The following is a 12,907-nucleotide window of genomic DNA, read 5'->3' as shown; positions in this document are numbered from 1 at the left end:
GAGAACGGGGAGATGTTGCGATGCAAAACCAAGGCTTCTCCGCGGGCGGCCGCCGCCTGCTGCTCGGCCTCGCTTCCACCATTGCGCTTGCGACGGCCGCGCTGCCGGCGACGGCGCAGCGGGCTGAGCCCTGCATCGGTGCCTCTTGGGAGCTGACCGGCGCGCTGTCGCATACCGGGCTGTCGATCCGTATTGCGGTCGAGACGGCACTCGACGAGATCAATGCTGCAGGCGGCGTACTCGGCCAGCGCCTTCGACTCGTCGCGTACGACGACGTCGGCGAGCCCGCCCGGGCGGTCGACAACGCCCGTCGCATTGGCGAGCGCGACAACTGCATCGTCATGATGGGCGGATTCCGCACGCCAAATGCGATCGCGTTGCGCGATCCCCTCGCCGAGATGGAACTCCCCTGGATGGGCGTGATCTCGGCTGGCACCGCCGTCATCGAGCACCCGAACAATGCCAACAAGTGGATGTTCCGCGTCTCGATGAAGGACCGCTGGGTCGCCCCCTTCCTCGTTGATGCCGCCAAGTCCCGCAGCGCGTCGGGCAAGATCGCGCTGGTGTACGAGGGCACGGCCTGGGGCCAGGGAGCGGTGCCGGATGTCGAGCGTGCGATGGCCGCTGCCAACCTGCCGCTTCTCGGTAAGGAAACCTACAACATCGGCGACCAGGACATGTCGGCGCAGATGATCCGTCTGCGCGATGCCGGCGTCGACACGATCCTCTTCTACGGCGTGGACCGCGAGGCGACGAACATGGTCCGCTCGATGGACCGCATTGGCTGGAAGCCGACGATCATCTCCGCCTGGGGCATCGGCGTGCAGTTCGCGCGCACGGCCGGGCCGCTCGCCGAAGGCGTGCTTGTCGCCGGCACCTATACGTGGATGGGCGAACTGCCTCCGCGTTCGGCCGGCGTGCTGCAGCGCATGCAGGCGAAGTTCCCGCAGATCGCCTCGCCGGCCGACATCCCGCTGCCGTCGGGCACCGCCAACGCCTATGACGCGACCTACGTCATCGCAGAAGCGATCAAGCTCGCCGGCCGGTTCGATCGGGATGCCTTCCGCCAGGCGCTCTACAAGGTGAACTACGAGGGCATCGTCGCGAACTACGCGCCTGCCTTCGAGCCCCGGCAGGAGCGGCACGATGCCATCCTCCCTGCCGCCTACAAGCTGTTCGCCTTCCATAACGGCGCGATGCTTCCCGTAGAGCAGACGCCGTTCCGCCAGGCCGCGCGCTGAGTGCGGTGAACGAGGCCGGGGCGGGCCCAGGCCCGCCCCGGATACGCGTGTGAGGGAATGGTGGAAGCGGTCATCCAGTACCTGTTGACCGGCCTGTCGGCCGGCAGCGTCTATGGGCTTATCGCGCTTGGCTTCTACGTGATGTGGAGCGCGGCGAAGGCGGTGAACTTCACCTATGGCGAGATGTTCATGCTCGGCGGCGTGCTAACCGTCGTGCTGATGGAACTCGGCCTGCCGCTTCCCGTCGCGGCTTTGACGGCGATCGCGGCAGCCGCACTCGCCGGGGCGGTGATCGAACGCGTCTTCGTCCGGCCGTTCAACCAGGAAAGCAACGCGATCGGCTGGATGCTGACCACGATCGCCGTTGGCATCATGATCGAGGCCTCGACCACCGCGACCTATGGTCCACTCGGCCGGCCGCTGCCGAGCCCGCTCGCCGAGGAACCGCTGCGCATCGGCGGCTCGGGCATCTACCCGCAGGAATTGCTGCTTCCCGTCGCGGCGATCCTCATCACGCTCGCGCTCGAGTTCTTCTACCGTCGCACGGTGCTCGGCCGTGCGATGCGGGCCGTGTCCTTCAACCGCGTCGCCGCCGGCCTCGTGGGAATCGACGCCGACCGCATCACACTGCTTGCTTTCGCGATGGCCGGCGCCCTGGGCGCTCTGGCCGGGTTCCTCGTCGCGCCTGTGATCCAGGCTTCCGCGTCGATGGGCGTGATCGTGGGCCTGAAGGGCTTCATGGTCGCCATCATTGCCGGCATCGCGAACGCGCGCGGCGTCGTCGTCGTCGGCATCCTCTACGGCATCGCCGAGAAATTGATCGAGGGCTTCCTCTCGACTGCGGCGCGGGATGCCATCGGGTTCACGCTGATGATCCTCCTGCTCCTTCTGTTCCCGCAGGGCCTATTCGGCCGCGCCGAGGTGCGCAAGGTATGAGCGCACGCATTGGATTTCTCCTGCTTGCCGGTCTCGCCGCCGCCCTTGCCGTCTTCCCCTGGGTGGGAGACCTGATCGGCGAACGCTTTCCTACGAGCTACGAGCTTCGCCTCGTGATGCGTGCGATGATCCTCGGCATCGTCGCGATCGGGCTGAACATCCTCGTCGGCTATGCGGGGCTCGTCTCGCTCGGGCAGGCGGCACTCTATGGGCTCGGCGCGCATGTCGCGGCGCTGCTCGCTCTGAAGGCCGGGTTCCCCTTCGTGCCGGCGCTCGTCCTGTCCGTGCTCATTCCGGCTGCGGTGGGGGCGATGCTCGCCTTCCCGACGGTGCGCGTGAGGGGCGTCTATCTCGCCGTCATCACCATCGCCTTCGGGCTCGTCTTCGTGAACATCCTTCGCGAATGGGTGAGCTTCACGGGCGGGGCGTCCGGCCTCGTCGGCATCCCGCGCCCGACGATCCTCGGCGAGCGGCTCGGCGCGACACGGTCGATGTCGTTCAACTACTACTACCTGATCATGCTGTTCCTGCTTGCCTCCGTGGCCGTCCAGGCAGCGCTCGTCCGCTCGCGCTACGGGCGGGCAATGCGGGCGGCAGCGCAGAGCGAGAACGCAGCCCGCGCGCTGGGCATCAACGTCGTCGCAATCCGCACGCTTGCCTTCGCCATCTCGGCCGGCTTCGCTGGCCTCGGCGGCGGCCTCTTCGCCAATCTTGCTCTCTTCGTGAACTACGAGACGTTCACCTTCACCACGTCGATCGAGCTTCTCCTGATGGTTATCCTGGGCGGATCGGGAACGCTCGCGGGGCCGCTCGTCGGCACGACGGTGCTGTTCTCCTCGACGCAGTTCCTCCAGGGCCTCGGCGAGTGGCAGACATTCGGCTACGGCGTGCTGCTCGCGCTCGTGCTGTTCATCCTGCCGCGCGGCATCGTGGGGTCGCTGATGCGCCGCGGCGGTAGCGGGGAAACCTCGCGGGCGACCGGCGCGTGGCCGAACTGGGTTGATGGGCTCGAGCCCGTGACCGCACGGCATGACGATGCCGGCCAGGCGACGCTTGCCGTACGCGGGCTCACCCTTCGCTTCGGCGGGCTGACCGCGGTCAACGACGTCACGATGGAGGTGCGCGCCGGTACGGTCCATGCGCTGATCGGGCCGAACGGTGCGGGCAAGTCGAGCCTTCTCAACGTCGTGTCGGGCTTCTACCCGGCCACGTTGGGGACGGTGACCGTGTTTGGCGAGACGGCGGGCGGCCTGCCCCCCTATGTGCTTGCGCGCCGCGGGATTGCCCGAACCTTCCAGAACACGGAGCTGTTCGGCCAGATGACGGTCCTCGAGAACGTCCTGGTCGGCCAGCATCCGCATTTCCGCGCAAGCTTCCTCGAGACGGTTCTGCGACTGCCGCGCTTCCGACGCGAGGAGAGGGAGGCGATGGCCGAGGCAAGGCGGCTTCTCCAGTTCGTCGGCCTCTCCGCCTTCGCCGACGACGAGGCGCGAAACCTTCCGTTCGGCCACCAGCGCCGGCTCGAGATCGCGCGCGCGCTCGCGCTGCGGCCCAAGCTGCTGCTGCTCGATGAACCCGCGGCAGGCCTGACCCATGGCGAGATCGAGGATCTGGTGGCGCTGATCCGTGGCCTGGCCGATCGTGGCATGACGATCGTCCTCGTCGAGCACCATGTCGACATGATCATGGCGGTGTCGGACCGGGTGACGGTTCTCGACTACGGCGAGGTGATCGCCGATGGCCCGCCCGCGACGATCCAGGCCGACCCGCGGGTGATCGAGGCGTATTTCGGCCATGCGACCCTTCCTGCGCAGAAGGTGGAGGCATGAGCCAACCCATCCTCTCGCTGTCCGCCGTGCGTGTCGCCTATGGGCGGATCGAGGCGGTGCGCGGCGTCGATCTCGCCGTCGGTCGTGGTGCCTTCGTCGGCATCATTGGTTCGAACGGTGCGGGAAAGACCTCCCTGATGCGGGCGATTTCCGGCGTCGTCCGACCCGCTGGCGGAACCATCACCTTCGACGGCGAGGACGTGACGGGCCGGAAGTCGCATGAGATGGTCGCTCGTGGCCTGGCGATGGTTCCGGAAGGCCGCATGGTGTTCTCCGACCAGAGCGTCCGCGACAACCTGATGCTTGGCGCCTATACGCGCATCGGCCGCGACGATGCGGGCGTTGCCGACGACCTCGAGAAGGTCCTGGGCCTTTTCCCGCGCCTTGCCGAGCGGATCGACCAGGTCGCCGGCACGCTTTCGGGCGGCGAGCAGCAGATGCTTGCGATCGCGCGGGGGCTGCTGTCGCGTCCGAAGCTTCTGGTGATCGATGAGCTTTCCCTCGGCCTTGCGCCGAAGATCCTCGATCTTCTCTTCCCTGTTCTCACCGCGCTGAACCGGGATGGGCTCTCCATCCTGCTCGTCGAGCAGATGGCCTCCTACGCGCTCGCGGTCACGGAGCGGACGTACGTGATGGAGAATGGGCGCGTCATCCTCGAGGGTGCGTCGACAGACGTGGCGGTCGACCCCCGGGTTCTCGACGCCTATCTCGGCCGCCGCGGCGCCGCCTGAGCGGCGGTCCGCGGCGACCGCCGGAGCTCACATGGCCGGAGCTCACATGGCCGGAGCGACCTGGGTGCGCGTGAACTGCGCGCGGAGATGCTCGCCCGAGGTGGTCGGGGCGTAGCGTGGCGTCTCGCCGGGCTTCACCGTTCCGGGCAGCGCGGCGACAGGCGCGTCGTAGTTCGGGTTATGGAAGAACACCAGCGACAGCCGGCGGCTGCCAGCGGCCTTCTCCTCCGGCGGGTTGACCACCCGGTGAAGCGTGGCGCGCCAGGTATCGTTGGTCCATCGCGCCATCAGCTCGCCGATGTTGACGATGAAGCAGTCGGGCACGATCGGAACGTCGCGCCATTCCCCGTCGACGTTCATCACCTGAAGTCCGCCAGGCTTGTCCTCAGTCCGCAGGATGGTGAGCGATCCGTAGTCGCAATGCGCTCCGGCGCGAAGCTGGCCGGGCTTCGGCGGCACCAGCGGGGCGGGATAGTTCCGCACGCGGAAGCGGCTGATGTGGCGGTCGATCTTCGCAGCGAAGAAGTCCTCAGGCAGGTCGAGTGCGAGCGCGAACATCGCCATCAGCTCGGAGGCGAGCGTACCCATGGCGCGAAAATAGGCCTCGTAGAGCGGCTTGAGCTCGGCCGGCCGCTGCGGCCAGAGGTTCGGGTGGAAGTGCCTGCCCGCGGCCGGGCCGTGGAAGTAGTCGCCCGCCCCGACGTCCACCGGCCCGACCATCAGGCTTTCGTTCAGGTCTCCTGGCACATCGACGCCCCGGCTGCGGCCGACGCTTTCCGCCTCGAGCGGAATGTAGCCGCGCGCGATGTCGGGCCCCGGGCGAGCGACGCGCATCTTCTCCGCCTCGGGGAGGTCGAAGAACGCGTTGGAGACGTCTCGAACCTGGTCCACGAGCGCGCGATCGATGCCGTGGCCGGTGATGACGAGGAACCCGATGCCATCCACGGCGCGGCCGACCTTCGCGGCGACGCGTTGCTTCGCCGCAGCGTCGCGCGTGCGGAACGGGGCGATGTCGATGACAGGAACGTCACGAAGCATGGGTGCTCTTCCTTGTCGCCTTAAGGGCGGCGCGCGCCGCCGCGGTTGCCGCCTCGTCGACGGCGAGTGTCTCGTCCTCGATCTCGCCGGTGAAGAGAACGCCGTAGACACGCTCTGCCTTGGCGCGGCTCTCCCAGCCTTCGAGCACGTCGTGCAGCACGCGCTCCGGCTCGCGCTCAAGCGGATCGCCGTAGCCGCCGCCGGCACTGTCGCGTCCACGGAGAACCTCGCCCTTGCGCAGGGTGACCTGGATGACGTTGGGAAGCCGCGTCCCGTCTCCGTTCGCGCCGATCCGCCAGGTCATTCCGGCCGTGCCGTCATGCCCGCCAGCGACGCCTCGCGGCGGCGCGTGCTGCCCGTCGCAGGAGATGACGGCGATGACGTCGTTGCCGGTGGGCGTCAGGTCGATCGTCTGGGCAGGGGCGCCGCGGCGCCGGCCGGCACCGGCGCTGTCGCCCACGATCGAGATCGCGTTCACCCTGAGCGGGTGCTTGAGCTCGTCGACCTCCACGCTGTCGCGATACATCAGCCCCGCGATCACGGGGATGGCGTAGTTCACCCACCCATCCGCCACTGGGCTCGCCGGGCCGCCATTGGTTGACAGCATCATGCGATTGACGAAGGGGGCGCCGCCGCGCCGCGCATCCTTGCCCGAGATCACGGCCATGCCCGCGCCGAGGCCGGTGCCACCTTCGGCAAGCCCGTGCCCGTCGCCGAGCTGCGCGAAGGCGGATTGGGTGATGTTGACGAGGCGCTCGGACACGTTCGTCGTGCCCATCGAGCAGGAGTGGGGGAACCTGGGCGCGGCAACGACGCTTTCCTCGGCGTAGGTGAAGCGAAGCCTGCGGAAGCTGCCGGCGTTGCGCGGGATGTCCTTCTCGAGCGCGTTGAAGATGGCGCCGACTACGGCAGAGGTGGCGGCACCGAGCGAGGTGTTTAGCCCGACATCGACGCAGGGCGGGTTGTCGGAGATATCGACATGGATCGTCGCCTCCTCCGGGTCGATCTCGATCCTGACGGTGAGCTCGAGCCCGCCGGGAAGGATGCCTTCGAGGGGGTCGGAACGGCCCTTGTTCACGAGTGTCGCCTTCGGCAGGCGACGGATGTTGTCGATCATGCGACGTTCGGAATAGTCGAACCAGTCGGAGATGAAGCGCTTCACGGTCGCCGTGCCGTACTTCGCGCAGAATTCCTCGAGGCGCCGCTCGGCCACGCGCGCCGAACCGAGGCCGGCGAGGTAGTCGCCGTACCACTGGTCCGGCACGCGGATGCGCGCGCGACACATGCGCACGATGTCCTCGATGTTCTTGAAGTCGCGCTGGATGCGCACGCCGGGGAAAACCAGCGCGCCCTCGTGGTACACGTCCTTTGCCAGTACGAAGTAGCTCGACGGGATGGAGTTGCCGATATCGGCCATGTGGCACTTCGCCACCGAGGTGAAGAGGTGCTCGCCCTGGTGGAACACCGGCACCATGAACGTATGGTCGGCAGGGTGTGTGTTGCCGCCATAGGGGTCGTTGTCGAGATAGGCATCGCCGCGGCGTATGTCGCCTGCGTGATAGCGGCGCATGTTCGCTGTCTGGATATGGCAGCCGAAGATGTGAACGGGGAGGCCCTCGGCGGGGGCGAGGAGCTGGTCGTCCCCCGTCACGAGGCAGCAGGAGAAGTCCCGCGCCGAGGAGATCACAGCCGAGCGCGCAGCCCGCAGCAGCGTGTTCGTCATCTCCCGCACGATGCCATCGAGCCTGTTGGCCATCACCGACATCAGAATTGGGTCGAGCGTGCCCATCGCGTCCCTCCTCACGGTGCGCAGCGAAGGATGTAGTTGCCTGCCGCAGACAGTGTTGCCGACAGGCCGGGCGGTACCACGATCGTCGTGGTCGGCTCCTCGATGATCGCGGGGCCTGCAATTGTCGCACCTGGGGCGAGGCCTGCGCCCTTGAAGATCGCGGTTTCGAGCCGGCCGGTTTCGCTGAAGAAGCAGGACCGTCGCTCATGCGGCTCGGGACGGTGCGTGGCGGCAGTCCGATCCGGCGGGGGCGGGGGTTCGAACACGGTGATGGCGATCCGCCCTTTCCAGTTCACGAACTCCACGGGGCTGCCCTCGTCGCGCACCGCATAGACGCGCTCGTGCGCCTGGTGGAACGCCTCGGCGAGCACGCCGACGTCCTTCGGCCCGCCGATGCGCGATGCCGGAATGCGGGTGTCGAGCTCCCACACCTGCGAGCGGTAGCGTGCCTCGACCAGGAGCTCGGTGCGCACGAGGGCACCCTGCGCGCCCTCGATGCTGCAGCGGAAGGATTCAAGCTCCCCCTCGATCGCGGCGAGTGCCTCGTTCACGCCGTCGATATCGAAGCCAGTGGTGTCGGTGAAGCGGCTTCGCGTCGCCTCGAACACGATATCGCTCACCTGCATGCCACAGGCCGAAAGCGCCGAGGCGAGCCGTGGCAGGATGACGGTGTCGCAACCGAGCTCGCGCGCGATGGGCATGATGTTGAACCCTGCCGCCCCCCCTCCTGCGACGATCACGCTCTCGCGGGGGTTGAGCCCCTCGTTCACCGTGATCTCGCCGATCGCCTTGATCATCAGCTCGTTTGCGATGGTCATGATCGCTGCGGCCGTCTGGTCTGGCGTCTGGCCGAACTCGGCGGCGAGCCGGCCGATGACGCGGTGCGACGCTGCTGCGTCGAGCGCGAGCCGGCCGCCGTTGAAGAAGTCCGGGTCGATATAGCCGAGCACCATGGCCGCATCGGTCACGGTCGGCGTGTCGCCGCCGCGGCCGTAGCATGCAGGGCCGGGGTTCGAGCCGGCCGACTGGGGGCCGACGCGCAGCAACCCCCCGGCATCGCGCCACGCAATCGATCCGCCGCCCGCGCCGATCGACCGGACATCGACGGTGGAGGTGCCGATGATGTCGCCGAGCCAGCGCGGCCCGAGCCAGGAGTCGCGCGTGTAGACGAGGCCGCCATCGCGCACGAGGCCGACATCGAAGGTCGTTCCGCCTGTGTCGCACACGATCACGTTGCCGCCCATGCCCTCGGCCACGGAGGCGGAGCGGCCGGCGACCGGGGCCATGGCGGGCCCGGACTTCAGGGTGTGGATCGGCCGCGCAACCAGCTCCTCCACATGCTGGCAGCCGCCGGCCGAGGTGGAGACGAGCAGGTCGCCGCGGAAACCGGCCGCGCGGAGGTCGGCCTCCATGCCCGTCAGGTGCGCCTGCATCAGCGGCTTCAGCGAGGCGTCGATCGCCGTGGCCGAGGCGCGCCTGTACTCGCGCAGGATCGGAACGAGCCGGTGGGAGAGCGTGTAGGGAACGCCAGGCAAGTGCTCATCGAGCAGGCTGGCGAGCGCCAGCTCATGCGCGGGGTTTGCGATGGACCACAGAAGCGACACCGCCACGGCCTCGAACCCACGCTCGCTAAGCGCCCCAATCACGCCGCGTGCCTGTGCTATGTCGAGCGGCAGGACGACCTCGCCATCGGCGCCGATCCGTTCGGCAATCTCGAAGGTGCGGCGGCGGGGGATGTAGGGGGCGGGGTAGTCGACCGAATAATCGTGCGGGCCGTGCTTGCCGCCCTCCTTCAGGGTGAGCGTGTCTCGGAAGCCCCGCGTGGTCAGGAATGCGGTACGCGCGGTCCGTTTCGTCACCACCGCGTTGGTCGCCCGCGTGGTTCCGTAGACGAGGGTTGCCGCCTCCGCAAGCAGCGCCTCCGCGGTGATGCCGAGATCGGCTGCGACCACCGCGATCGCTGCCGCCATGCCGTCGAAGATGCGCTCATGGGTTGTCAGTGCCTTTCCGATGTGCATGTGCCCAGCGCGATCGAGCACCACCACGTCGGTGAAGGTTCCACCCGTGTCGACGGAGATGCGGTAGGCCATGGTCCTCCCCGGGATTGCTTCGGCGTTCCTGCCGTGGGCACGATGTTTGCAAGCCTCGTGCCGGAAGCGGGCCGATGAGCCGGGTGGGGAGCGATGGGGGATATCTGCGCTGAGCTTGGCCATTCCGTGCGCCGTGCACGGGCAGCAATCGGCGAGTCCGACGCCATCCAGTCCAAAGCGGTGCTTGCCAGGCTCGACACCGTTGCGCGGCGGAACGACCGCGCCTGAGCGACACAGGGAGAACAGCGAACGATGCCCAAGGAAATCCTCTGCGCCTTCAGCGTGCACTGCGACGCGGTTGCCGGCTGGCTCGGCAGCTATATCGGGGAGGACAGCCCCGGTGACATCAGCCGAGGCGTGTTCGCCGCCGAGGTGGGCATGCCGCGCATCCTGACGCTGTTCGAGCGCTTCGGCATGAAGCAGTCCTTCTTCATCCCGGGCCACACGATCGAGAGCTTCCCCGAGATGACGGATGCAGTGGCGAACGCCGGGCACGAGATTGGGCTGCACGGCTACAGCCACGAGAATCCGCTTGCGCTGACCCGCACCCAGGAGGAGGCGATCTTCGACAAGTGCATCGGCCTGATCGAGAAGCATTGGGGGCGCCGGCCTGTCGGCTACGTCGCGCCCTGGTGGGAGGTCAGCGCGACCTCGATCGAGATCCTGGTCGAGCGCGGCATCCTCTACGACCACTCACTGATGCACCGGGACACGACGCCCTACTACGTGCGCACCGGCGACGGCTGGACGCCCATCGACTACTCGAAGCCGGCAGAGACCTGGATGAAGCCCTTCACCAAGGGGCGAGAGACCGGCCTCGTGGAGATCCCGGCCTCCTGGTACCTCGATGACCTGCCGCCGATGATGTTCATCAAGAAGTTCCCGAACTCGCACGGATACGTCTCACCGCGGGCGCTCGAGGAGATCTGGCGCGACCATTTCGACTTCGTCTATCGCGAGAACGACTACGCGGTGGTGCCGATGACGATCCACCCTGACGTGTCGGGGCGGCCGCAGGTGCTGCTCATGCTTGAGCGGCTCATCTCGCACATGATGGCGCAGCCTGGCGTTCGCTTCGTTACCCTCGAGGAGATGGCGGAGGATTTCCGGAGGCGTTTCCCGAGGAAGGGAGCGAAGCCGCCGAAGGCAGCGAAGCCGGGGAAGGGGAAGCGCGCGCGATGAGGCTCGTTGGCGTCGATGTCGGCGGCACGTTCACCGATCTCATCCTTGCCGATACCGAGACCGGCGCGGTCACCATCCACAAGGTCTCGACGACGCCGGATGATCCGTCGGTCGGCGTGGCCGAGGGGGTGGGCGGGCTCTGCGATCTTGCCGGTGTTCCGCGCCAGTCGGTCGATCATGTCCTGCACGGCACGACGATCGCGACCAATGCCGCGCTCGAGCATCGCGGCGCGGAGTGCGGGCTGATCACCACGCGCGGCTACCGCGACATCCTGCATATCGGCCGGCACCAGCGGCCGCAGCACTACTCGATCAGGCAGGCGATCCCGTGGCAGGCGACGCCGCTCGTGAAGCGGCGGCACCGCCATGTGGTGACGGAGCGGCTCGTGCCTCCGAAGGGCGAGGTTCTCATCCCGCTTGCCGAGGAGGAGGTCCGCCAAGCCGCGCAAGCCCTGCGCGAGGCGGGCATCGTCTCGATCGCCATCGGCTTCCTGTTCTCGTATCTCAACCCGGCGCATGAGAGGCGCGCGCGGGAGCTCGTGCTCGAGGAGCATCCTGATGCGTTCGTGACGATCTCGTCGGACGTCGCGCCCCAGTTCCGCGAGTTCGAACGCTTCACGACCGCCGCGATGAACGCCTTCGTTGGCATCAAGGTGCGCGAGTACGTCGCGCGCCTCGACCGACGACTTGGCGAGACGGGGCTTCGGTCGGACCTGCACATCATGGCCTCGAACGGGGGGGTAGTTACGCCGGCGACGGTGGCAGAACTGCCGGTCTTCACCATGCTGTCCGGCCCTGCGGCGGGTGTTCTCGGCGGGGCCTGGGCGGGCGCGCTTTCCGGGCATCGAAACCTCATCACCTTCGATGTCGGCGGGACCTCGGCCGATATCGGCATCGTCACCGATGGAACCTTCTCCGAGGCAACTGCGCGCGATACCTGGATCGCGGGCTTCCCGCTGCTGGTACCGATGATCGACATTCATACGATCGGCGCGGGGGGCGGCTCGATCGCACGGGTCGATGAGGGCGGGGCGTTCCGAGTTGGCCCGCATTCGGCCGGCGCGCGGCCCGGCCCGGCAGCCTATGGCCGGGGCGGCACCGAACCGACGGTGACGGATGCGCATGTCGTTCTCGGGCGCCTGGTTCCGGCGAACTTCCTCGGCGGCGCCATGTCGCTCGACGTCCCTGCTTCCGAGCAGGTGATCGATGGGCTCGCCGCTCGGCTCGGTCTCGGCCGCGAGGAAGCGGCGCTCGGGGTGCTGACGATCATCAACGCCAGCATGGCGAACGCCATCCGAAGCCGGACCGTGCAGAAGGGGATCGACCCGCGCGGCTATGCGCTCGTTGCGTTCGGTGGGGCTGGCCCGCTGCATGGTGCCGAAGTCGCGCGCGAGCTCGGCATCGGCGAGGTGATCGTCCCGCCTCACCCGGGCATCACCTCGGCGATGGGCCTGCTGACCTCCGACATCAAGGTCGATGCCCTGAGGACGGCGTTCCAGGCTTCGACGGCACTTGACCTTCCGCGCATCGCGGCTGATTTCGCGGCGATGGAGGCCGAGATCGGCGCCCGCTTCGCCGCCGACGGCATCGAACCTGCGGCGACGCGCACGGCCCGCGCGGCCGACATGCGCTACGCCGGTCAGGGCTACGAGCTTCGCGTTCCGTTCGATGGCGGCCCGGTTGATGCTGCGCTGGTTGCCCGAGCGATCGCGCGGTTCCACGCCGCACACCGTGCCGAGTATGGCCATGCCTTCCCGGATGCGACGGTGGAGATCGTCAACCTTCGCGTCACCGGCATCGGCGTGCGCCCGAAGCCCGCGAACCCCTCGCCACGGGGCGGGCAGCCTCTCGCGGCGGCGACGGTTCGGACCGCGGAAGTGGTGTTCGCCGTTGACGGTGCTCCGCAGCGTCTCGCGACGTCCGTCCTTGCACGCGAGGCGCTGCCGCTCGGGGAGCGGATCTCCGGTCCCGCCATCGTGATCCAGACCGACACGACCACTGTGGTGCCGCCCGGCGCGACATTCGTCGCCGATGCGGGCGGCAACCTGATCATCACGCTCTGAGGACACTG

9 protein-coding genes are annotated in these 12,907 nt (G+C 67.9%); 6 read left to right on the top strand and 3 right to left on the bottom strand.

Features of this window, described 5'->3' with window-relative positions; genetic code table 11:
* Window positions 1–20: 20 nt before the first annotated feature.
* From FIF60_RS02020 to FIF60_RS02005, 4 genes are read left to right on the top strand one after another with little or no spacing between them, the layout of a single operon-like run.
* Entirely contained in the window at window positions 21–1,241 is a 1,221-nt protein-coding gene (locus FIF60_RS02020; RefSeq protein WP_144183329.1) for an ABC transporter substrate-binding protein, read from the top strand.
* 57 nt (window positions 1,242–1,298) lie between these two features.
* Entirely contained in the window at window positions 1,299–2,177 is an 879-nt protein-coding gene (locus FIF60_RS02015) for a branched-chain amino acid ABC transporter permease (RefSeq protein ID WP_204251064.1), read from the top strand.
* Window positions 2,174–4,006 (top strand): branched-chain amino acid ABC transporter ATP-binding protein/permease, encoded by a 1,833-nt coding sequence (locus FIF60_RS02010; RefSeq protein ID WP_144183325.1) that lies wholly within the window; start codon window positions 2,174–2,176, stop codon window positions 4,004–4,006. Before FIF60_RS02015 ends, FIF60_RS02010 begins: the two co-directional genes overlap by 4 nt.
* Window positions 4,003–4,737: an ABC transporter ATP-binding protein gene (locus tag FIF60_RS02005; protein ID WP_144183323.1), complete on the top strand. Its 735-nt coding sequence runs from the start codon at window positions 4,003–4,005 to the stop codon at window positions 4,735–4,737. The genes FIF60_RS02010 and FIF60_RS02005 overlap by 4 nt, the downstream gene beginning before the upstream one ends.
* A 42-nt stretch (window positions 4,738–4,779) precedes the next feature.
* Here FIF60_RS02005 and FIF60_RS02000 read toward each other — a convergent pair whose 3' ends face one another.
* From FIF60_RS02000 to FIF60_RS01990, 3 genes are read right to left on the bottom strand one after another with little or no spacing between them, the layout of a single operon-like run.
* Window positions 4,780–5,775, bottom strand: coding sequence for an isopenicillin N synthase family dioxygenase (locus FIF60_RS02000; protein WP_144183321.1), 996 nt, complete (start codon window positions 5,773–5,775; stop codon window positions 4,780–4,782).
* Window positions 5,765–7,564: a hydantoinase B/oxoprolinase family protein gene (locus FIF60_RS01995; RefSeq protein ID WP_144183319.1), complete on the bottom strand. Its 1,800-nt coding sequence runs from the start codon at window positions 7,562–7,564 to the stop codon at window positions 5,765–5,767. The genes FIF60_RS02000 and FIF60_RS01995 overlap by 11 nt, the downstream gene beginning before the upstream one ends.
* 11 nt (window positions 7,565–7,575) lie before the next feature.
* A complete protein-coding gene (locus FIF60_RS01990; RefSeq protein WP_144183317.1) occupies window positions 7,576–9,654 on the bottom strand; it encodes a hydantoinase/oxoprolinase family protein in 2,079 nt (692 codons plus the stop codon).
* Between the two features lie 252 nt (window positions 9,655–9,906).
* Between FIF60_RS01990 and FIF60_RS01985 the strand changes: the two genes are divergently transcribed.
* Both FIF60_RS01985 and FIF60_RS01980 read left to right on the top strand, forming a co-directional pair.
* A complete protein-coding gene (locus FIF60_RS01985) occupies window positions 9,907–10,836 on the top strand; it encodes a polysaccharide deacetylase family protein (protein WP_144183315.1) in 930 nt (309 codons plus the stop codon).
* A complete protein-coding gene (locus FIF60_RS01980) occupies window positions 10,833–12,899 on the top strand; it encodes a hydantoinase/oxoprolinase family protein (RefSeq protein WP_144183313.1) in 2,067 nt (688 codons plus the stop codon). Before FIF60_RS01985 ends, FIF60_RS01980 begins: the two co-directional genes overlap by 4 nt.
* Window positions 12,900–12,907 lie beyond the last annotated feature (8 nt).

Source organism: Elioraea rosea (assembly GCF_007644105.1).
Taxonomy (GTDB): Bacteria; Pseudomonadota; Alphaproteobacteria; order Acetobacterales; family Acetobacteraceae; genus Elioraea_A; species Elioraea_A rosea.
Note: the sequence above shows the minus strand (reverse complement) of the source record. Positions and strands in the feature narration are given on the sequence as shown.